General features: G+C 60.9%; 22 protein-coding genes and 1 tRNA gene. 8 read left to right on the top strand and 15 right to left on the bottom strand.

Going from position 1 to position 21360, the window contains the following annotated elements:
* Window positions 1-124: 124 nt before the first annotated feature.
* The 5 genes from F6S08_RS08570 to dapA all read right to left on the bottom strand — a co-directional run bounded on the left by F6S08_RS08570 (window position 125) and on the right by dapA (window position 3813).
* Window positions 125-214, bottom strand: a tRNA-Ser gene (locus F6S08_RS08570).
* 83 nt (window positions 215-297) lie between these two features.
* Window positions 298-1011 (bottom strand): phosphoribosylaminoimidazolesuccinocarboxamide synthase, encoded by a 714-nt coding sequence (gene purC, locus F6S08_RS08565; RefSeq protein ID WP_065928209.1) that lies wholly within the window; start codon window positions 1009-1011, stop codon window positions 298-300.
* Window positions 1012-1038: 27 nt separating this feature from the next.
* A complete protein-coding gene (locus tag F6S08_RS08560; protein WP_027604310.1) occupies window positions 1039-1797 on the bottom strand; it encodes an MBL fold metallo-hydrolase in 759 nt (252 codons plus the stop codon).
* Window positions 1798-1801: 4 nt separating this feature from the next.
* Window positions 1802-2917, bottom strand: a complete 1116-nt coding sequence (bamC, locus tag F6S08_RS08555; protein ID WP_027604311.1) for an outer membrane protein assembly factor BamC — start codon at window positions 2915-2917, stop codon at window positions 1802-1804.
* A 17-nt stretch (window positions 2918-2934) separates the two neighbouring features.
* On the bottom strand, window positions 2935-3813 hold the full coding sequence (gene dapA / locus F6S08_RS08550) for a 4-hydroxy-tetrahydrodipicolinate synthase (protein WP_065928210.1): 879 nt from the start codon (window positions 3811-3813) through the stop codon (window positions 2935-2937).
* A 273-nt stretch (window positions 3814-4086) separates the two neighbouring features.
* Here dapA and F6S08_RS08545 point away from each other — a divergent pair, with 273 nt between their 5' ends.
* Complete coding sequence (locus tag F6S08_RS08545) at window positions 4087-4647, top strand: glycine cleavage system protein R (RefSeq protein ID WP_003172487.1); 561 nt, start codon at window positions 4087-4089, stop codon at window positions 4645-4647.
* 10 nt (window positions 4648-4657) lie between these two features.
* On the top strand, window positions 4658-5131 hold the full coding sequence (locus F6S08_RS08540) for a peroxiredoxin (RefSeq protein WP_137211432.1): 474 nt from the start codon (window positions 4658-4660) through the stop codon (window positions 5129-5131).
* Window positions 5132-5180: 49 nt separating this feature from the next.
* On the opposite strand, the gene F6S08_RS08535 is transcribed toward F6S08_RS08540, so the two are convergent.
* Entirely contained in the window at window positions 5181-6251 is a 1071-nt protein-coding gene (locus tag F6S08_RS08535) for an AI-2E family transporter (protein ID WP_032888556.1), read from the bottom strand.
* Window positions 6252-6282: 31 nt separating this feature from the next.
* Window positions 6283-6522 carry a sulfurtransferase TusA family protein gene (locus F6S08_RS08530; protein WP_010212198.1) on the bottom strand — a complete coding sequence of 80 codons (240 nt, stop codon included), beginning with the start codon at window positions 6520-6522 and terminating at the stop codon, window positions 6283-6285.
* Between the two features lie 95 nt (window positions 6523-6617).
* On the opposite strand from F6S08_RS08530, the gene F6S08_RS08525 reads away from it, so the two are divergent.
* Window positions 6618-8051 carry a M48 family metalloprotease gene (locus F6S08_RS08525; protein ID WP_027604315.1) on the top strand — a complete coding sequence of 478 codons (1434 nt, stop codon included), beginning with the start codon at window positions 6618-6620 and terminating at the stop codon, window positions 8049-8051.
* A gap of 67 nt (window positions 8052-8118) precedes the next feature.
* Here the strand turns inward: F6S08_RS08525 and F6S08_RS08520 are convergent, their stop codons facing one another.
* The 4 genes from F6S08_RS08520 to rpoE form a co-directional block, all read right to left on the bottom strand.
* Complete coding sequence (locus F6S08_RS08520; RefSeq protein ID WP_027604316.1) at window positions 8119-9558, bottom strand: DegQ family serine endoprotease; 1440 nt, start codon at window positions 9556-9558, stop codon at window positions 8119-8121.
* A 234-nt stretch (window positions 9559-9792) separates the two neighbouring features.
* On the bottom strand, window positions 9793-10755 hold the full coding sequence (locus tag F6S08_RS08515) for a MucB/RseB C-terminal domain-containing protein (protein WP_065928213.1): 963 nt from the start codon (window positions 10753-10755) through the stop codon (window positions 9793-9795).
* A gap of 16 nt (window positions 10756-10771) precedes the next feature.
* Entirely contained in the window at window positions 10772-11359 is a 588-nt protein-coding gene (locus F6S08_RS08510) for a sigma-E factor negative regulatory protein (protein WP_003172479.1), read from the bottom strand.
* 32 nt (window positions 11360-11391) lie between these two features.
* On the bottom strand, window positions 11392-11973 hold the full coding sequence (rpoE, locus tag F6S08_RS08505) for an RNA polymerase sigma factor RpoE (RefSeq protein WP_003172477.1): 582 nt from the start codon (window positions 11971-11973) through the stop codon (window positions 11392-11394).
* A gap of 462 nt (window positions 11974-12435) precedes the next feature.
* Here rpoE and nadB point away from each other — a divergent pair, with 462 nt between their 5' ends.
* Window positions 12436-14052: an L-aspartate oxidase gene (gene nadB, locus F6S08_RS08500; RefSeq protein ID WP_315871518.1), complete on the top strand. Its 1617-nt coding sequence runs from the start codon at window positions 12436-12438 to the stop codon at window positions 14050-14052.
* On the opposite strand, the gene F6S08_RS08495 is transcribed toward nadB, so the two are convergent.
* Window positions 14021-14467, bottom strand: a complete 447-nt coding sequence (locus F6S08_RS08495; protein ID WP_065928215.1) for a protein YgfX — start codon at window positions 14465-14467, stop codon at window positions 14021-14023. The two genes, nadB and F6S08_RS08495, sit on opposite strands and share 32 nt — an antisense overlap.
* Window positions 14451-14705, bottom strand: coding sequence for a succinate dehydrogenase assembly factor 2 (locus tag F6S08_RS08490; protein ID WP_027604321.1), 255 nt, complete (start codon window positions 14703-14705; stop codon window positions 14451-14453). The genes F6S08_RS08495 and F6S08_RS08490 overlap by 17 nt, the downstream gene beginning before the upstream one ends.
* Before the next feature lie 139 nt (window positions 14706-14844).
* Here F6S08_RS08490 and F6S08_RS08485 point away from each other — a divergent pair, with 139 nt between their 5' ends.
* A complete protein-coding gene (locus F6S08_RS08485) occupies window positions 14845-15786 on the top strand; it encodes a YgfZ/GcvT domain-containing protein (RefSeq protein WP_065928216.1) in 942 nt (313 codons plus the stop codon).
* Between the two features lie 36 nt (window positions 15787-15822).
* Window positions 15823-16644: an HDOD domain-containing protein gene (locus F6S08_RS08480; RefSeq protein WP_065928217.1), complete on the top strand. Its 822-nt coding sequence runs from the start codon at window positions 15823-15825 to the stop codon at window positions 16642-16644.
* Here the strand turns inward: F6S08_RS08480 and F6S08_RS08475 are convergent, their stop codons facing one another.
* A complete protein-coding gene (locus F6S08_RS08475) occupies window positions 16645-18030 on the bottom strand; it encodes a sensor histidine kinase (RefSeq protein ID WP_065928218.1) in 1386 nt (461 codons plus the stop codon).
* Window positions 18023-18694, bottom strand: coding sequence for a response regulator (locus F6S08_RS08470; RefSeq protein WP_027604325.1), 672 nt, complete (start codon window positions 18692-18694; stop codon window positions 18023-18025). Before F6S08_RS08470 ends, F6S08_RS08475 begins: the two co-directional genes overlap by 8 nt.
* Before the next feature lie 235 nt (window positions 18695-18929).
* On the opposite strand from F6S08_RS08470, the gene F6S08_RS08465 reads away from it, so the two are divergent.
* Together F6S08_RS08465 and F6S08_RS08460 are read left to right on the top strand one after the other, a co-directional pair.
* Window positions 18930-20222 (top strand): OprD family porin, encoded by a 1293-nt coding sequence (locus F6S08_RS08465; RefSeq protein ID WP_315871517.1) that lies wholly within the window; start codon window positions 18930-18932, stop codon window positions 20220-20222.
* 31 nt (window positions 20223-20253) lie between these two features.
* Window positions 20254-21237 carry a Bug family tripartite tricarboxylate transporter substrate binding protein gene (locus F6S08_RS08460; RefSeq protein ID WP_027604327.1) on the top strand — a complete coding sequence of 328 codons (984 nt, stop codon included), beginning with the start codon at window positions 20254-20256 and terminating at the stop codon, window positions 21235-21237.
* Window positions 21238-21360: the final 123 nt, after the last annotated feature.

Genomic DNA, 21360 nt, shown 5'->3' with positions numbered 1-21360 from the left:
GGTTGTGCCTGCTGGAAACAACCACTGCGGCCCTTTTTGCTGCTAGGAACGAGTAGCTTGCCCCCAAATCTCAGAAACGAAAAAGCCCCGTAGCTGAATAAGCTACGGGGCTTTTTCTATGTAATGGCGGAGAGATAGGGATTCGAACCCTAGGTACCGGTGAAGGTACAACGGATTTCGAATCCGTCCCATTCGGCCACTCTGGCATCTCTCCAACGGCGCGCATCATAACAGCCTGTTTCGTGGAAGCAAAGCGCAGAAGCGATTTTTTTCCGTGCTATCAGATGCTTGCGTCGATTAAAGCGGTACGCCGAGACGTTTGGCGACTTCTTCGTAGGCTTCGATCACATCACCGAGGCCTTGGCGGAAGCGGTCCTTGTCCATCTTCTTCTTGGTGTCCTTGTCCCACAGGCGGCAACCGTCCGGGCTGAATTCGTCGCCCAGGACGATGGAGCCATCGTGGAACACGCCGAATTCCAGCTTGAAGTCCACCAACAGCAGGCCTGCGTCGTCGAACAGCTTGCTCAGCACGTCGTTGACCTTGAGGGACAACTCCTTCATGCGTGCCAGTTGCTCGGCGGTGCCCCAGCCGAATGCCACCACGTGGGATTCGTTGATGAACGGGTCGCCCTTGGCGTCGTCCTTCAGGAACAGTTCGAACGTGTAAGGATTGAGCTTGAGGCCCTCTTCCACGCCCAGACGCTTGACCAGGCTGCCGGCGGCGTAGTTACGCACGACGCATTCCACCGGGATCATGTCCAGCTTCTTCACCAGGCACTCGTTGTCGCCCAGCAGTTGGTCGAATTGGGTCGGAATACCGGCCGCTTCGAGTTTCTGCATGATGAAGGCGTTGAACTTGTTGTTCACCATGCCCTTGCGATCAAGTTGTTCGATGCGCTTGCCGTCGAACGCCGAGGTGTCGTTGCGAAACAGCAGGATCAGGCGGTTGGCGTCGTCGGTCTTGTAAACCGACTTGGCTTTGCCGCGGTAGAGTTCTTCACGTTTTTCCATGATGGGCTCCGCTTTGAGTGAGGTGGGCTAGGCGATATGTCGCCAGTCGAGCCCTGAATCTTGATCGGCCAGTTGCAGCCAGTCCGGGTCGCACCCGAGGGTGTCGACAAAACATTGCCGGGCAAGCGTCGGCAGGTTGTTCTTGCTGCTCAAGTGGGCCAGGACCAGGTGTTGCAGGTCTTGCCAGCCCAACTCATACACCAGGTACGCCGCCTGATGGTTGTTCAAATGTCCCAGTTCGCCGCCGACCCGTTGCTTGAGAAAGTACGGATAGTGACCGCGAGCCAACAGGTCCCGGCAGTGGTTGGACTCGATCATCAAGGCATCGAGGTTCCGGTATCCGTCCAGTACCTTGGCGCAGTAGGAGCCCAGGTCGGTGAGCACGCCGAAACGCCGCTCTCCGTCACTGAATACATACTGCGTCGGTTCCTGGGCGTCGTGCGCCACGGCAATCACATCGATGCTCAGGGCACCGATTTGCAGCTGCTCGCCACCGGCCAGGAAACCTGCGGGTTCTATAGGTTTGCGCATCCCGCGCAGTGTGCCGCGACTGAGGTACACCGGAAGATTGTAGCGCCGAGACAGCAAACCCACGCCATGCACGTGGTCGGCATGTTCGTGGGTCACCAGAATCGCGCTCAGCTGCGAGGGGTGAACCCCCAGGCGCAGCAGGCGCCGCTCGGTTTCCTTTAACGAGAAACCACAATCCACCAGCACGTACGTGTCGTCATGGGCGACCAGCGTGCCGTTCCCTTGGCTACCGCTGCCGAGAACGGCAAAACGCATCGGATCAGCCCAGGTTGTCCTGAATCACGCCCAACACTTTGCGCGCCGTTTCAGCCGGCGCGACGGTGTTGATGTTCTTCTCGACGGTGACCTGCACAGTCTCGCCAACCTTGCTCAAACGCACCTGATAACGCTCGGCGCGGGTCTCGATTTCTTCCTTGGTCGGCTTGCTGCCGAACAGTTTGCCGAAGAAACCAGGCTCTTCGTCTTTGCGCTCGGCCTTTTCAGCCACGTTGATGTAGTACAGGCCCAGGCTGCGGTTGATGTCTTCAACACGCCAAGGGCCTTGCTCCAACGCGCGGCCGACGCTGGCCCAGGCGCGATCCAGGTCTTCACCCAGGTTCAGCACCACGTTGCCGCTGCCGTCCTCGGTGAGGCTGACGCGGCTCGGGGTGTCGTAATCACGGGCGGCGAGCAGGGAAACGGAACCGCCCTTCTCGGAGATACGGCTCATGCTGGCCAGCATCTCGTCGACCAATGCCGAGTCGACACCGGTGTTGACCGAGCGGTTGGTGAAGTCGACGTTGGCGGTGCTGCCGGCAGGACGCTCGGCGCTGACCACGTAGACTTCACTGGTGTTGCGCTGCACGCCCGGCTCGATGCGCACACGCACACGGGCTTCGCTGTCGGCGGCGACACCGCCGGCCTGCAGGCGCTTGGCCATAGTGGCGGACAGCTCGCTGCCTTGCTGCCATGCCGTGGTGAATTCACCGGTCTGCGGGCGCTGCTCGTCGATGCGGAAACCGTTGTCCTGGAAGAACTGCACCGCTACCGGCCAGACTTCGGCAGGTGGACGCTGCGCCACGATCCAACGCGAATCACCGCTCTTCTGCAGGCTGTAGTCGCTGGCATCCGCCACGGCCGAGATCGGCTGTGGACGTGGCACGACGTATTCACCCTTGGTGGTGTCGTCGGCAACGTTGCGTGGAATCGGCAGCAACGGGTCAAGGCGCTTGGCGACGTTGACGTCCGGCGGCAGTTGCATCGGTTTGGTTGCTTGTGCTTCCAGGTAATCGCTGCCGCGGTCACGGAAGTAGCCTTCCGGGCCCCAGATCCAACCGCAGCCACTGGTGCTGGAGATAATCAAGGCAAGTGCGGAAAGTCCGGCCAATCGCTTCATGCGTAGTGCTTCCTCAATTAAACCAGGACGCCGGACTGGCGCAGGGCCTGTCGCAGCGGTTCGTGACAGGCTTCGCTGAGGCGGGTGAGCGGCAGACGGATACCGTCCGGCATCAGGCCCATCTCGAACAGCGCCCACTTCACGGGAATAGGGTTGGATTCGATAAACAGTGTCTTGTTGAGCGGCATCAGCTTCTCGTGGATCGCACGGGCGGTCACGGCGTCGCCAGCGATGGCGGCGGCACACAGGTCGCTCATGGCGCGCGGGGCCACGTTGGCGGTCACGGAGATATTGCCCTTGCCGCCCAGCAGGATCAGCTCGACAGCCGTGGCGTCGTCACCGGAATACAGCAGGAAGTCGCTGCTCACCCCGGCCAGGATGTCCTTGGCGCGCTGCAGGTCGCCGGTGGCTTCCTTGATGCCGATGATGTTCGGCACGGTAGAGAGGCGGATCACGGTCTCGGCCTTCATGTCGCACGCGGTACGACCCGGCACGTTATAGAGGATCTGCGGAATGTCGACGGCTTCGGCAATGGTGCGGAAGTGCTGGTACAGGCCTTCCTGGGTCGGCTTGTTGTAGTACGGGGTCACCAGCAGGCAAGCGTCGGCGCCGGCTTTCTTGGCGTTTCGGGTCAGCTCGATGGCTTCGCGCGTCGAGTTGGCGCCCGTGCCGGCGATCACGGCAATACGCCCCGCGACACGCTTGACCACGAATTCGATCACTTGGATGTGTTCTTCCACATCGAGGGTGGCCGATTCACCTGTGGTGCCGACCGCCACGATGGCGTTGGTGCCTTCTTGCAGGTGGAAGTCCACCAGTTTGCCCAGGCTGTCCCAGTCGAGATGACCTTGTGCATCCATGGGTGTGACCAGTGCCACCATACTGCCCGCAATCATGCAACCGCTCCTGCCGGAAAAAGAGAGCCGTAATGGTACTGGCGCCAAGATGCTTGTACAAGCGAAGTACCGCCTGAGGATGCGTTCTGGCGCAACTAAACGACGGGCAATGCCATCATTGGGCCAAAGCACGGGTTGAGGCTGGGCAAAATCAGGCGGATCACGCAATGAAAACGCCACCTCCTATCCCTTGGCGACGCTTTTCGCTACCCTTCATGCTTTGATCGATACAGCCCTCACAGTATCGACCGCTCATCGTTTTAGGAAGGCTGCATGTCCACCCCCACAGTTCGCGAACAATTCCTTGTTATCAGTGCCCTCGGCGCCAACCCCATGGAGCTGACCAACGTCCTGTGCCGCGCCAGCCATGAAAACCGCTGTGCCGTGGTGACCTCCCGCCTGACCCGCCATGGCGAGTGCAGTGCGCTGGTCCTGCAGATTTCCGGCACCTGGGATGCCCTGGCGCGCCTGGAGACCGGCCTGCCGGGCCTGGCCAAGAAGCACGACTTCACCGTCAACGTGGTGCGCAGCGCCGCCCTGGAAAATCGCCCGCAGGCGCTTCCTTATGTGGCGTATGTCAGCTCGGCCTACCGCTCGGACATCGTCAATGAGCTGTGCCAGTTCTTCATCGACCATAACGTCGAACTGGAGAACCTGACCTGCGACACCTACCAGGCCCCGCAAACCGGCGGCACCATGCTCAACGCCACCTTCACCGTGACCCTGCCGGCCGGCGTGCAGATCAGTTGGCTGCGCGACCAGTTCCTGGATTTCGCCGATGCCCTGAACCTCGACGCGCTGATCGAGCCGTGGCGCCCACAGAACCCAATGTAAGGAAGTCATCATGGCGGTAGTCATCGATAAACCGGTCGCCGATTTCGAAGCCCAGGCCACCAGCGGCCAGACCTTCAGCCTTGCCGCCCTCAAGGGCAAGCAAGTGGTGATCTACTTCTACCCGAAGGACAGCACCCCGGGCTGCACCACCGAAGGCCAGGGTTTCCGTGACCAGTACGCAGCATTCAAGGCCGCCAACACCGAAGTGTTTGGCGTGTCGCGCGACAGCCTGAAGTCCCATGAGAACTTCAAGGGCAAGCAGGAATTCCCGTTCGAGCTGATCAGCGACAAGGATGAGGCGGTCTGCCAACTGTTCGACGTCATCAAGCTGAAGAAGCTGTACGGCAAGGAATACCTGGGTGTGGATCGCAGCACCTTCCTGATCGACAAGGACGGTGTGCTGCGCCAGGAATGGCGCGGCGTGAAAGTGCCGGGCCATGTGGACGCCGTTCTGGCCGCAGCCCAGGCATTGAACAAGGCCTGATCTGTAGCGCGGATCACTGCAGCGATGAAGCAGTGATTCGCGCCTACCCTTACAACAAAGGTGCCACCACCGGCTCCTGCCGCGGCCACGCATCCAGCACGGCCTTGAACAGCGTCGCCAGGGGAATCGCAAAGAACACCCCCCAGAATCCCCACAGTCCACCAAACAACAGCACTGCACAGATGATCGCCACCGGGTGCAGGTTGACCGCCTCCGAGAACAGCAGCGGCACCAGCACGTTGCCATCCAGGGTCTGGATGATGCCGTAGACCGCCATCAAGTAGATGAACTGGTCGCTCCAGCCCCACTGGAACAAGGCGATCAAGGTCACCGGCACCGTCACCACCACGGCACCGACATACGGCACCACCACCGAAATCCCCACCAGCAGTGCCAGCAAGGCGGCGTAGTTGAGGTCCAGTGCGATAAACGCAATGTAGGTAACGCCCCCGCAGATAATGATCTCGATGACCTTGCCACGAATGTAGTTGGCGATCTGTCGGTTCATTTCTTCGGCCACCCGGGTGATCAGCGCTCGTTCGCGCGGCAGATAGCCGCTCACCCAACGCCCGATCATGGCGCGGTCCTTGAGGAAGAAGAACACCAGGATCGGTACGAGCACCAGGTAGATCATGATGTTGACCAGCAGCGGCAGGCTGGACAGGGAAAAGGTCAGCGCCCATTGCCCGAACTTTCCGATTTCGCCCCGTGCCACTTCTATCGCCTGCAGCACTTGCTCGTCCGACACCAGATGCGGGTAGCGCTCCGGCAGCAGCAGCAACAGCGACTGCCACTTGGCGAGCATGCCCGGCAACTCGTTGAACAACGTGATCAGTTGGTGCCACAGCAGCGGTAACACCACGACAATAAACACCACCAGCAGCCCCATGAACAAGGCAAATACCAGGCCCACAGCTGCGCCGCCCGGCAAGCGTAAACGCTCCAGGGTGGTGACCAGGCCCTGCATCAGGTAAGCCAGCACCATCCCCGCCAGTACCGGCGCCAGCATGCCTCCCAAGGTGAGTACGGCCGTAAAGGCCAGAAACAGCAGGACCGCCAGCACCACGGCTTCTTCATCGGAGAAGTAGCGCTGGATCCAGTCTCGTAACACTTTGAACATCAATCAACCTCGGGTGGTAGGGGCAAACGGTTCAGGCCTTGCGCAACCAGTAACGGTACACACCGGCGGCGTCTTCTTCATGCAGCAGGGTATGGCCGGCCAGCTTGGCGAAGGTACGAAAATCACGCTGGGAACCTGCGTCGGTGGCGATCACCTTGAGCACAGCGCCACTGGCCAATCGATTGAGTTCCAGCTTGGCCTTGAGCAGAGGCAACGGGCAATTGAGGCCGCTGGCATCGAGTTCGGCATCAAAGGCTACAGCGTCGGTCATGGTTTTACTCCGGGCACGCATTCGGGGTGCTTAGAATATCTGGTCCGAAGCTCAGTGTCCGGCTACAGTAAGCTCTTTGTCGAAAGGCTCTGTGCATGACTTTTTTGCGCCCTACCCTGCTGACGCTGGCTTGCCTGCTGGCCTCCCCAGGCTTCGCTGACGACCTGCCGTCACTTGGCGACGCCAGTTCTGCCATTGTCTCGCCGCAACAGGAATATCAGCTGGGCCGCGCCTGGCTGGCCTACCTACGGGGCCAGGTCTCGCAGTTGAACGACCCGCAGCTCAAGGATTACGTCGAAACCAGCGTGTACAAGCTGGTGGAAACCAGCCAGGTGAATGACCGGCGCCTGGAATTCATCCTGATCAACAGCCCGCAACTGAACGCCTTCGCCGCACCCGGCGGTATCGTCGGCGTGAACGGCGGCCTGTTTCTCAATGCCCAGACCGAAGGGGAATACGCGTCGGTGCTGGCCCACGAACTGGCTCACTTGTCCCAGCGTCACTTCGCCCGTGGTGTCGAGGCGCAGCAGCGCATGCAGATCCCGATGATGGCCGCCCTCCTCGGCGGCATCATTGCGGCCGCCGCCGGTGCCGGGGATGCCGGGATCGCCGCAATCGCCGGCACACAGGCCGCGGCCATCCAGGAACAACGACGATTCTCTCGCCAGAATGAACAGGAGGCGGACCGTATCGGCATCGTCAACCTGGAGAAAGCCGGCTACGACCCGCGCTCCATGCCAACCATGTTCGAACGCCTGATGCGTCAGTATCGCTTCGACGCCAAGCCGCCGGAATTCCTGCTGACTCACCCGGTGACCGAATCGCGTATCGCCGACACCCGCAACCGCGCGGAACAAGCCAAGGCCGGCGGCAAGGAAGACAGCCTGCGCTACCAATTGATTCGCGCGCGGGTACAGTTGCAATACGAAGACACCTCCGGACTCGCCGCCAAGCGCTTCCAGGCGCAACTGGACGAAAATCCTAAAAACGACGTGGCGCGCTATGGCCTGGCCATCGCCCAGATCAAAGCCTCCCAGTTCAAGCAGGCACGGGAAAGCCTGCAACCCTTGCTGGCCAAGGCGCCCAACGACATCACCTACAACCTGGCGCAAATCCAGTTGGACATCGACAACAACCACCTGCCCGATGCCCAGCAACGCACGGATCGGATGCTGACCCAATACCCCGGCAACTACCCGCTGAATCAGATTCGGGTAGATCTGCTGCTTAAACAGAATCGCACCGCCGATGCGGAAAAGGCCCTGGATGGCTTGCTCAAGTCTCGCCCGGACGATCCGGATGTGTGGTACCAGGTCGCCGAGACCCGTGGCTTGTCGGGCAATATCATCGGCCTGCATCAGGCTCGCGCCGAATACTTTGCTTTGGTGGGCGACTTCCAGCAGGCGATTCAGCAGTTGGACTTTGCCAAACGTCGCGCCGGCAGCAATTTCCCGTTGTCGTCACGTATCGATGCACGTCAGCGTGAGTTGATCGAACAGGAGCGCCTGGTTAAAGGCATGATGGGCTAAACCCATCGCCCACAAAAAAGCCCCGCCCTCGTAAAACGAAGGCGGGGCTTTTTATTGGCCGGGTGGGTTACTCGGCCAGCTTGAAGGTAATGAAGCTGGCACGCCCCTGACGAAGCACGCGCATCGATACCGAGCGGTTCTTCGGCAACGCCTTGGCGATGTCGGTGAACTGCTTGGTAGTCTCAATCGCCTGATTGTTCAGGTGAGTGATCACGTCGCCAGGCTGCAGGCCGATCAACGCTGCCGGGCCGTCCTGCACTTCCTTGATCACCACGCCGCTCTTGAGATCGAAGGCTTTCTTCTGCTCGTCAGTCAGCTCGGCCACCGCAATGCCCAGGCGATTGCTGCTGCGCTCGGCGCCCGGCTTGGTGTTACCCAGGGCATCCAGGGTCGCGCCCTCTTCAGGGATCGCACCCACGGTCAGCTCGACATTCTGGCGCTTGCCATCACGAATCACTTCCAGCTTGGCCTTGCTGCCGGCCTTGAGTGCGCCAACCAGATGCGGCAGGTCGGCCGACATAACGATCGGTTGACCGTTCATGCTCAGGATCACGTCGCCCACTTGCAGACCGCCTTTGGCAGCCGGGCCGTCATCCTGGATTTGCGCGACCAGGGCGCCCGCCGGCTTGTCGAGGCCGAAGGATTCAGCCAGGTCCTTGTTCACTTCCTGGATGACCACACCCAACCAGCCACGGCTGACCTTGCCACCACTTTTCAGCTGATTGGAAACATCCATGGCCACGTCGATAGGAATGGCGAACGACACCCCCATGAAGCCACCGGAACGGGTGTAGATCTGCGAGTTGATCCCCACCACTTCGCCCGCCAGGTTGAACAACGGGCCACCGGAGTTGCCCGGGTTGATCGGCACGTCGGTCTGGATAAACGGCACATAGTTCTCGTTCGGCAGGCTGCGACCAATGGCACTGACGATACCCTGGGTAACGGTATGGTCAAAACCAAACGGCGAGCCTATGGCTACCACCCACTGCCCCGCCTTCAGGTCCTGGGACTTGCCCAGCTTCAGCACCGGCAGGTCCTTGCCCTCGATCTTCAGCAAGGCCACGTCGGAACGCGGATCGGTGCCGACCAATTTGGCTTTCAGCTCACTGCGATCAGCCAGGCGCACAAGGATCTCGTCGGCGTCGGCAATCACATGGTTATTGGTGAGGATGTAGCCATCTGGCGAGATGATGAAGCCCGACCCCAGGGACTGCGCTTCACGCTGGCCACCACCGCCACCACGGGGCGCACGCGGTTGTGGCATGCCACGCTCGAAGAACTCGCGCAGCATCGGCGGCAGGCCTTCCAGGTCAGGCATCTGCTGGTTGGAGACTTTGCGATCCGGCAGCTTCTGGGTGGTACTGATGTTCACCACGGCAGGCGAGGCTTGCTCAACCAATTGGGTGAAGTCAGGCAACTCGACCGCTTGCGCGGGCACGGCCTGACCCAGCACCAATACCGTGGCGACTATGGATAGGTAAGACTTCAAACGTGGTATCGACATACAGCTCCCGTTACGACGAGCAGGGTTGAGCGACAGGGTTCAAGAAACGCCGAAAACTGCGAACGACATCTTTGTTCCGCGAACTAAACAAGGCCAGGGCCAACAAGCCCTGACCTATAAAAAACATGGGAGATTTTTGCAAGTGAAAATGCTGATCCAGACATTTCATGCTCTCGGCAGCCAACCTGGCATGGACGTACTGTGAAAGATCTGGATGAACATAGGATTAACGACTCACGGCTTGGGGGTGGCCTTTTTTTCACCGCGCACCGACAGTGCGATGCGTTCGGCGGTGCCAATAGGTATTTCGCCGACCACAGTCACCATCATTTCGCCATCCACCGTATTCAAGCGACGAGATACAGCAACCGTAGGGCCTAATTGGGTGCGAGTCTCGGTCACGCTCACATCGCTGATCGGTTCGAGAAACACCGAGAAGCGCGCCAGTCCATCTTCATACATCAGGCTGTCGACCGTGGCCTTGGTATGGGGATCCTTGCGGGCACTGCTATTGGTCAGCTGAAAGCCTGGCGGCAACCACTCCAAGTGCCACGCCTCGGTGGCCTCTACGGCCGCTGCCTTGGTATCGCCGACGGCGATGGAGGTGCATTCGCCGCTAGGCTGCAAGTCGCGATCATTAGGCGTGGTGGAGGTGTCCAATCGAGTGAACTGAAAGCGCTCCAGCAACTGCCCTTGATCATTCAGCAACAAGGACTTGAGCGGCAGCGCAGTTTCACGATCAAGGTGCAGCTCAAAACCGTAGCGGTATTGATCACGGGGTGTAATCGACACAATCACTGCATTACGACCGGCCACGCGAGACTTTCCGATAACGGCCAGTTCGTAGAATTGATTGAGTCTTTGCGGATCGAGGGCGCGCGAGGGCGCATCACGCGAATTGCCCAGGCCGGCGACAAGAGTGCCGCTGACGCACTGAGTGCGGCCATCTACGCGAACGACTTCCTGGGCAGAACCATCAAGCTGCAAGAGCCGCTCACGGACCTGGCCATTCTGGGCGCGATGCCAGATGTCGTGGGTAGAAAAACTGCCATTACGTTCGTAGACAAACGTACCTTGGAAACTTTGCTGCTGCTCTGCACGCCCAAGTCGAGTCAGCCAGTCTTGGGCTTCGTCGGCATGGGCGGGGAGTGCAAACCAACCACTGAGCAATAACGTAAGGAGCGGTATGGCGCGCATAGGGCTCCTTAACGGATCAGCGGTTTTCCAGGCTTGCAGCGCGAGCGTATGGCAGAGCGCTTTCAGTGCCTTTCAAGGCGGATTCCTGTGCGTGTTGGCGCAGGTAGCCTGGAAGACGCTGGTCCTGCCAGCCGGATTGCCCTTGCAGCACACCGTTGGCCATAGGGCCGGTGGTGTCGGAGCTTTCCTTGTAGCCGGCCAGTACCGCTGGGCCTTTGACTTGCGGACCGGCCATGACCGGTTGCTGAGTCTGCTGGGCCAGTTCGGCCCCGGCGATTTCGTCCTGGTTGTACAGGCGAACACCGGCCAGCACTGCAACAGTCACCGAGGCAGCCACTGCCAGGCGACCCAGGCTGCGCCAAGGGCCACGAGCAGCTTTTGCCGGAACGGCTTCATCAGCCAGCGCGGCAGAAACGGCCGCAGCAATATCCAGACGAGGGATTAGAAGATCCTTGTGCATCACCGCCCGAGCGACTTGGTAACGAGACCAGGTATCACGGGTTTCGGCATCATCAAATGCGTTGAGCACTCGACGAAGTTCCAGTTCATCCGCTTCGTTATCCATCACTGCGGACAGCGATTCCTGCAGGGCATCACGACTCATGGCGGTTCCTCTCTTGGCTGTCGCCGCTGTCTTTAGTTTTCCTGCAACAACGGTTGCAAGGCTTTATCGATGGCTTCCCGGGCCCGGAAAATCCGTGACCTTACAGTCCCCACCGGACACTGCATGACGCTCGCAATGTCTTCGTAACTCAGACCATCGAATTCACGTAAAGTTAACGCCGTACGCAAATCTTCTGGCAGTTGCTGAATTGTGCGATGAACGGTGCCTTCGATCTCGTCGCGCAGCAATGCACGCTCCGGCGACTCGAGATCTTTGAGGCCGTGATCACCATCGTAAAATTCTGCATCTTCTGAACTTACATCACTATCCGGTGGGCGGCGTCCGCGAGACACCAGATAGTTCTTCGCCGTGTTGATGGCGATGCGGTAGAGCCACGTGTAAAACGCACTATCACCGCGGAAATTGCCCAGTGCACGGTACGCCTTGATAAAGGCTTCCTGTGCAACGTCCTGCGCTTCATGGGTGTCGTGCACAAACCGCACGATCAACCCGAGAATTTTGTGCTGGTATTTCAGCACTAGCAGATCAAATGCTCGCTTGTCACCGCGTTGAACGCGCTCGACCAGCTGCTGATCCTCTTCCTGGGTTAGCATGAACACTCCTCGTTGTACTTGAAGGAGGCTTGCATAACTAAACGATCAGGCTTGCAAACATAGACTCGGACTTTTCGCAAAAGTTCTCCCCCTTCAAGCAAGTTTCCGGCACGCACTGATTTGGCACACACGAAAAACGCAGCGCGGGCAACGCCGGCTGCGCGAATAATCTTGTCGTCGGTTTTCTGACGCGTCCAATGCTCCCGACGGGCCAATAAACTCAACGTTTCCCAGCTTTCGGGCAACCTGCTATTGAGTCGAGGCTTATGCAAAAAGTTCCCACCTCAATAACCTGCCGATTTTACCCGAGCCGTGCACCGTAATCTCACATTGCCACGAATGCCCGGCTATTGTGCCGCTCCCCCCCTCTATATACTAGTGGCCCGTGTGACCCTTTGATTCGCCGATCCAGGCGTCCTGTTTGCGCCAGCCCTGTGGATCGCTTTTTGCGGAATCCTTCAAATGAGCCAACAGTTTCAACACGATGTCCTGGTGATCGGTAGCGGCGCGGCCGGCTTGAGCCTTGCGCTGACCCTTCCCAGCCACCTGCGAATTGCCGTCCTGAGCAAAGGCGACCTGGCCAACGGTTCGACATTCTGGGCCCAGGGCGGTGTCGCCGCGGTGCTGGACGACACCGATACGGTGCAATCCCACGTTGAAGACACCCTCAACGCCGGCGGTGGCCTGTGCAACGAAGACGCGGTGCGCTTCACCGTCGAGCATAGCCGCGAGGCAATCCAATGGCTGATCGACCAGGGCGTGCCCTTCACCCGCGACGAACACGCAAGCAGCGATGACGGCGGCTTCGAGTTCCATCTGACCCGCGAAGGCGGCCACAGCCATCGGCGTATCATCCACGCCGCCGATGCCACCGGTGCCGCGATCTTCAGGACCTTGCTCGACCAGGCCCGCCAACGCCCCAACATCGAACTGCTGGAACAACGCGTCGCTGTCGACCTGATCACCGAAAAGCGCCTGGGCCTGCCGGGCGAACGCTGCCTCGGCGCCTATGTGCTCAACCGCGCCAGCGGCGAGGTGGATACTTATGGTGCGCGCTTCACCATCCTCGCCTCAGGCGGCGCCGCCAAGGTCTACCTCTATACCAGCAACCCCGACGGCGCCTGCGGCGACGGCATTGCCATGGCATGGCGCTCGGGCTGCCGGGTGGCCAACCTGGAATTCAACCAGTTCCACCCCACCTGCCTGTATCACCCACAGGCCAAGAGCTTCCTGATCACCGAAGCCCTGCGCGGCGAAGGTGCACACCTCAAGCTGCCGAACGGTGAGCGCTTCATGCAGCGTTTCGACCCGCGCGCCGAGCTGGCTCCACGGGATATTGTCGCCCGCGCCATCGACCATGAAATGAAGCGCCTGGGCATCGACTGCGTCTACCTGGACATCAGCCACAAGCCCGAAGCGTTCATCAAGACCCACTTCCCGACCGTCTACGAGCGCTGCCTGGCGTTCAACATCGACATCACCAAAGGCCCGATCCCGGTGGTGCCGGCGGCGCACTACACCTGCGGCGGTGTGATGGTCGACCAATATGGGCGTACCGATGTACCCGGCCTGTACGCGATTGGCGAAACCAGCTTCACCGGCCTGCACGGCGCCAACCGCATGGCCAGCAACTCACTGCTCGAATGCTTCGTCTACGCCCGCTCGGCCGCAGCCGACATTCTCGAACAACTGCCGCGCATCCCGGTGCCGGCCGCCCTGCCCCGCTGGGATGCCAGCCAGGTTACCGATTCGGACGAAGACGTGATCATCGCCCACAACTGGGACGAGCTGCGGCGCTTCATGTGGGACTACGTGGGGATCGTGCGCACCAACAAGCGCCTGCAACGGGCGCAACACCGGGTGCGACTGCTGCTGGATGAGATTGATGAGTTCTACAGCAACTATAAGGTCAGCCGTGACCTGATCGAACTGCGCAACCTTGCCCAAGTCGCGGAGTTGATGATCCGTTCAGCCATGGAACGCAAGGAAAGCCGGGGCCTGCACTACACCCTCGACTACCCGCAGATGTTGCCCGAGGCCCGCGACACTATTCTGGTGCCAACCACCTACGGCGGCTGAACTTCAAGCGAACCCGCAGGCGCCGGTGCACATCGGCGGCCTGCGAATCCGTCGGCACGCAGACCGAGCGCACCCGCCATTCCCCCGGTACGCGATAGCGCAACACCACAATCAGCGGCAACGCCAGGCTGTCGGGCCGCAGCTGCACGCGATGCCAGCCGCGCTCACTGCTGAATAATTGCCAGCCCTCTTCATCCCGTCGCAGGCCACGAATCGACGAACGGTGAGTCAGCAGGACATAACGCGGCAATACCCAGGCAGCATGGGCCAGGCACGCCAGCACGCCGAGGACAGCAAAGGGAGAGTCGAGGACCATCAGCGCACCCAGCGCGAACAGCTGGGCGAGGAGATACGCCGCCAGCAGCAGCCGTGAGGCCTGCCAGCGGCATTCGAAACGATTACTTGGGCTGGACACGATCCAGGATCATCCGGACCATGCGCTGCAGTTCAGGATCTTCGGATTCGGCCCGCTCCATGAACCAGCCGAACATGTCCTGATCTTCGCAAGTCAGCAGCCTGACGTAGAGATCGCGATCTTCCTTATTGAGCGTCGCATACACCTCTTTGGTAAAAGGCACCAGCAACACATCAAGCTCAAGCATGCCACGACGGCTGTGCCAGTAGAGACGATTGATTTCTACATCTTCGACCATGGAGCGCTCCTCAAATAGAGCGCAAGTATACAGGCCCGACGGCACCGGAACAGTCGGCTTTGGTCGCCCCTACGGAAACTATCCATTTGCCGGGCGCCCCTCTATGATGCACCCATGACTTTTTGACCTGCGATGACCCATGGCTGACTCTGCTTTCTTCTGCCCCCTGTCCCACGAAGGCGTTCTCGCCGTCCGCGGCTCCGACGCTGCCAAGTTCCTGCAGGGACAACTCACCTGCAACCTCAATTACCTGAGCGACACCCAGGCCAGCCTCGGTGCGCGCTGCACACAAAAAGGCCGCATGCAGTCGAGCTTCCGCATCCTGTTGCAGGGCGACGGCGTACTCCTGGCCATGGCCACCGAGCTGCTCGAACCGCAACTGGCGGACCTGAAGAAATATGCAGTGTTCTCCAAGTCCAAGCTCACCGACGAAAGCGCCGCCTGGGTGCGTTTCGGTGTGATCGATGGCGATCAGGCGCTGACCGGCCTTGGCCTTGAGCTGCCCACCGAAACGGACAGCGTTGCCCGTACCGAACACCTGATCGCCGTCCGCGTGTCTCCCGCCCGCGCCGAACTCTGGGTACCTGCCGAGCAAGCCGACGGCGTGCGCGGCCAATTGGCCGCACAGTTGACACAAACCGACTTGAATCACTGGCTACTGGGCCAGATCCGCGCCGGTATCGGCCAGGTCATGCCCCAGACCCGCGAACTGTTCATCCCGCAGATGCTCAACCTGCAGGCCGTGGGCGGCGTCAGCTTCAAGAAAGGCTGCTACACCGGCCAGGAAATCGTCGCGCGCATGCAGTACCTGGGCAAACTCAAGCGTCGCCTGTACCGCTTGAGCCTGAACGCGGCTGAAATGCCCGAGCCAGGCACCCCGTTGTTTTCCCCCAGCCACAACAGCTCGATCGGCGAAGTGGTGATTGCAGCAAAAGCTGACCAGGTGATTGAACTTCTGGCGGTATTGCAAGCCGAAGCTGCCGATAGTGGCGATGTGCACCTAGGCACGCTGGAAGGCCCCGGTTTGCAACTGCTTGACCTGCCTTACACCCTTGACCGCGATCGTGAGATCCAGCGTTAGTCGCCGTATTTTCCTGCAACACCCTAGAGAGCATGAATGAACAAACTGGCGGAAAAAGTCCAACAGGCGTTGGTTAAGGCCATCGACAACGATGACCTGGTTCTGCCGACATTGCCGGAAGTGGCCCTGAACATCCGTCAGGCCGCTGAAGACCCGGAAATCAGCATCAGCCACTTGAGTAAAGTGATCGGCCGCGACACTGCGTTGTCGGCGCGCCTGATCAAAGTGGTCAACAGCCCGCTGTTGCGCGCCACCCAGGAAGTCACCGACCTGCACACCGCCATCACCCGGCTGGGCACCAACTACAGCAGCAACCTGGCCATCGGCCTGGTGATGGAACAGATCTTCCACGCCCGTTCCGAAGTGGTCGAACAGAAAATGCGCGATGTGTGGCGCCGCAGCCTGGAAGTGGCGGGCGTCAGCTACGCCCTGTGCCGCAACCACAGCCAGCTCAAGCCGGACCAGGCAGCGCTGGGCGGCCTGGTGCACCAGATCGGCGTGCTGCCGATCCTGACCTACGCCGAAGACCACTACGAGCTGTTGTCAGATCCGGTCAGCCTCAACCACGTGATCGACAGCATCCACCCGGTGCTGGGCGACAAGTTGCTGAGTGGTTGGGACTTCCCGGAAATGCTGGCGAAACTGCCGGGCCAGTACCTGAACCTGGACCGGGACTCAGCCTGCCTCGACTACATCGACGTGGTGCAGATTGCCATGCTGTATTGCCATCACGGCACCGATCACCCCCTGGCCAAGGTGGACGTCTCCAGCGTGCCTGCGATGAAAAAACTGCGGGTTGATCCCTACAGCGAAAAACTGCGCGCAGAGCTGGATGAAGCGCGCGCCATGTTCGATTGATCAACCGGCGATAAAACTCACACGCACCTTCAACCCCGCGTGCTCGCCGTCATGCAGGCTGATCTGGGCCAGATGCGCACGACAGATTTCGCCCACGATCGCCAACCCCAGGCCTGAGCCCATGCCTTGCTGGCTACGGCGGTAGAAGCGCTCGAACACCCGGTCGCGCTCCTCCTGCGGAATACCTGGGCCATCATCTTCCACCTCCAGTACCGCCGGCGCCGTGACCCGCAGGATCACGTTGCCGCCCGGTGGCGTGTGCGCCAGGGCGTTGTCCACCAGGTTGCTCAACAGTTCGTTGAGCAGCGTCGGCTCGCCACGCAACCACACCGGTTCATCCGCCTCCAGCGCCAGTGCCACGCCACGCGCATGGGCCAACGGCGCCATGGCCATGCCCAGCTCACGGGCCAATTGGCTGAGGTCGAGCAACTGCGCGCCGCCTTCGGCAATCGCCCGGGCACCGTTTTCGATGCGCGCCAGGGACAGCAACTGATTGGCCAGGTGGGTCAACCGATCGGTGCCTTGGGCGGCGGTTTCCAGGGTACTGCGCCAAGTCGCGGGGTCTTCGGCACGCAGGCCCAGCTCCAGGCGTGCCTTGAGCGCCGCCAACGGGGTACGCAGTTCATGGGATGCATCGGCAATAAACTGCGCCTGACGCTCGAACTGGCCGCGCAGGCGTTCGGTGAAGTGGTTGAGGGAACGCACCAGCGGGCCGAACTCATGCTGCACTTCCACCAACGGCAACGGCCGCAAATCGTCGGGCTGGCGCTCTTCCACCGCGGTGCGCAGGCGCTCCAGCGGGCGCAATGCGGCGCTGACGGCAAACCACACCAGCAACAAGGCACCGATGGCGAGCATGCCCAGGCGCAGCAAGGTGTCGGCCATCAGGCTGCGGGCCATGCTCACCCGTGCCTCATCGGTTTCGGCCACGCGGATTTCCGCCATGCCGTTCATGTTCGGTTCGGAGACCGCCTTGAGCAGGCTGACCACCCGCACTTCCTGGCCCTGGTACTTGGCGTTGTAGAAGCGCGCCAGCGCCGGGTAGTCGTCGGTGCGCGGAGTGCCGGGGGGCGGGCCGGGGAGGTTTTCGTAGCCGGAAATCAGCTTCTGATCAATGTCATTGACCTGGTAATAGATGCGCCCGGCGCTGTCGTAGGCAAAGGTGTCGAGGGCGACATAGGGCACGTTGGCGCTGAGGGTGCCGTCCACCTGGGTCAGGCCGGCGGCAATGGTACGCGCCGAGGCCAGCAACGTGCGGTCATAGGCGGTGTCGGCCGCTTCGCGACCGTTCCAGTAGGCGCTCATGCCACTGGCGAGCATCAACAGCACCAGCAGCAGCGCCAGGTTCCACAGCAGGCGCCAGCGCAGGCTGCTGGGCTTATGCATCGCGGGCTTCCAGCAGGTAGCCGAGACCGCGGAACGTCACGATGGCGATGGGTTGGCCATCGAGCTTCTTGCGCAGGCGGTGCACGTAGATTTCGATGGCGTCGGGGCTGGCCTCTTCGTCCAGGCCGAACACCTGTGAAGCCAGTTGCTCCTTGCTCATCACCCGGCCTGGGCGGGCAATCAGCGCTTCAAGCACGGCTTGCTCGCGGGAGGTCAACGTCATCAACTCGCCGCCCACGGTGAAACGACGGGTGTCGAGGTCATAAACCAGCACACCACACGCCTGCTGACGCTCGCCGCCCAACACACTGCGGCGCAGCAGCGCCTTGACCCGGGCTTCCAGCTCGGTCAGTTCGAACGGTTTGGCCAGGTAGTCATCGGCGCCCAGGTTCAGGCCATGCACGCGGTCCTTCACATCGCTGCGCGCGGTCAACATCAGCACCGGCAGGTTTTTCCCACGCGCCCGCAAGCGCGCCAGTACCTCGAAACCGTCCATGCGCGGCAGGCCCACATCGAGGATGGCCACCGCGTAATCCTCGCTGCTCAAGGCCAGGTCGGCGGCCACGCCGTCATGCAATACGTCAACGGTCAAACCTGTGCTCTTGAGCGCTTGGGCGACGCTTTCGGCGAGTTGCAGATGGTCTTCAACCAGAAGGACACGCATGGATTTCCACCTTATTCGGACGTGGTCGGCGCCACGCTTTGCCGGGCAGTTTACAGGCGCCGACTGCCCTGTGAAGCCTGAAAACATTGAAAGACAGCTGAAAGGTTAGTGAAAGCTTCGCCCTTTAGCATCCAGCCACGGTAGGTCATGCCTGCCGAGCGACCTGATGGGTCGCGCCCGAAAAACGCCTTGAAGCGTTTTCGCCAAAATAAGAACAATAACGGAGTGCACCACGATGCTGTCGACACAGCCCCAGGCTTGCCCGCCTGTTCGTATTTCCCGCCTGACCCACACCGCCCTTGCCAGTGCCGCTGCCCTTGCCGGCTTTTCGCCGCTTGGCCAGGCTGCCTTCTTCGAAGACAGCAGCGCGACCCTGGAAACCCGCAACATGTACTTCAACCGCGACTTTCGCGACGGCACCAGCGCCCAGCAGTCCAAGCGCGACGAGTGGGCCCAGGGCTTCATGCTCAACCTGCAATCGGGCTACACAGACGGCACCGTCGGCTTTGGCGTGGACGCGCTGGGCATGCTCGGGGTCAAGCTCGACTCCAGCCCCGACCGCACCGGCACCGGCCTGCTGCCTACCCACGACGATGGCCGCGCCGCCAACGAGTACTCCAAGCTGGGCCTGACCGGCAAAGTGAAGATTTCCGCTACCGAGCTGAAGATCGGTTCGCTGATGCCCGAGCTGCCGATCCTCAAGCCCAACGACGGTCGTATCCTGCCGCAGACCTTCAACGGTGGTTTGATCACCTCCAAGGAATTCAAGAACCTGGTCTTCACCGGCGGCCGTCTCGACAAAGCCAAGGACCGCGACGACAGCAACTACGAGGACATCGCCCTCAACAACAAGAACAGCCGCTTCCTCAGCGGTGCCACCGGCAAGCATTTCAACTTCGGCGGGGTCGACTACAAGTTCGCCGACAAGATCACCGGCAGCTACCACTTCGCCCAACTCGACGACGTGTACCGCCAGCACTTCCTCGGCCTGGTCGCCGCGCGCCCGATGGGCCCCGGCACCTTCGCCACCGACCTGCGCCTGGCGATCAGCGATGACACAGGCGCAGCCCGTGGCGGCAAGATCGACAACACCTCCCTCAACGGCCTGTTCAGCTATGCCCTCAATGGCCATAAGCTCAGCGCCGGCTACCAGCATATGTCCGGCGACAGCGCGTTTCCGTATGTGGATGGCAGCGACCCGTACCTGGTCAACTTCGTGCAGATCAACGACTTTGCCGGCGCCGAAGAGCGCTCCTGGCAGGCGCGCTACGACTACGACTTCGCCAAGCTGGGCATTCCCGGCCTGAGTTTCATGAGCCGTTACCTCTCGGGTGACAATATCAAGCTCAGGAACGGCGACACCGGCAAGGAATGGGAGCGCAACAGCGAGATCAAGTACGTGGTGCAAAGCGGCACATTCAAGGATGTCGCCGTGCGTCTGCGCAATGCCACCTACCGTTCCAACTATTCAGCCCGTGATGCGGATGAAATGCGCCTGCTGGTCAGCTACAGCGTTGCGCTCTGGTAAGCCACTCATAACAACAAAGACGGAGATCACCATGACCCCTTCATTGCGTAAATTGGCCCTCGCCGCCGGCTGCATGCTGTTCGCCGGCCAACTGCTGGCCGCCGACGAACCCAAGCGCCCGGAATGCATCGCCCCGGCCTCCCCCGGCGGTGGTTTTGACCTGACCTGCAAACTGGCGCAAAGCGCGCTGGTCAACGAGAAACTGCTGAGCAAACCAATGCGCGTGACCTACATGCCGGGCGGCGTGGGCGCGGTGGCCTATAACGCCGTGGTGGCCCAGCGTCCTGCGGACGGCGGTACGTTGGTGGCCTGGTCCAGCGGTTCGCTGCTGAACCTGGCCCAGGGCAAGTTCGGACGCTTCGATGAGAGCGCCGTACGCTGGCTGGCCGCCGTGGGTACCAGCTACGGTGCCATCGCCGTTAAAGCCGATTCGCCCTACAAGACCCTCGACGACCTGGTTAAAGCCCTGAAGAAAGATCCGGGCAGCGTGGTGATCGGTTCCGGCGGCACCGTGGGCAGCCAGGACTGGATGCAAACCGCCCTGATCGCCAAGGCCGCCGGGATCAACCCGCGCGAGCTGCGCTATGTGGCGCTCGAAGGCGGCGGTGAAATCGCCACCGCCCTGCTCGGCGGGCATATCCAGGTCGGCAGTACCGACATCTCCGACTCCATGCCGCACATCCTCAGCGGTGACATGCGCCTGCTGGCGGTGTTCTCCGAGGAGCGCCTGGACGAGCCGGAAATGAAGAATATTCCGACCGCCAAAGAGCAAGGCTACGACATCGTCTGGCCGGTGGTGCGTGGCTTCTACCTCGGGCCAAAAGTCAGCGATGCCGACTACGCCTGGTGGAAGGAGGCCTTCGATAAACTGCTGGCCTCCGACGAGTTCGCCAAGCTGCGTGACCAGCGCGAGCTGTTCCCGTTCGCCATGACTGGCCCGGAGCTGGACACCTACGTGAAGAAACAGGTGGCTGACTACAAAGTGCTGGCCAAAGAGTTCGGCCTGATCCAGTAAACGCCCCTCTTTTGTGTAATGCCCCTGTAGGAGCGAGCTTGCTCGCGAAGAACCCAAGGACATCCACGTGCATCCAGACAGCACGCGTTATCGTTGACGTTTTTCGCGAGCAAGCTCGCTCCT

The sequence above is a fragment of the Pseudomonas sp. JV449 genome (assembly GCF_032424295.1).
In the GTDB taxonomy this organism is placed as follows: Bacteria; Pseudomonadota; Gammaproteobacteria; order Pseudomonadales; family Pseudomonadaceae; genus Aquipseudomonas; species Aquipseudomonas marginalis.
The sequence above is the reverse complement of the archived record's forward strand: the minus strand, read 5'-3'. Positions and strand labels throughout refer to the sequence as shown.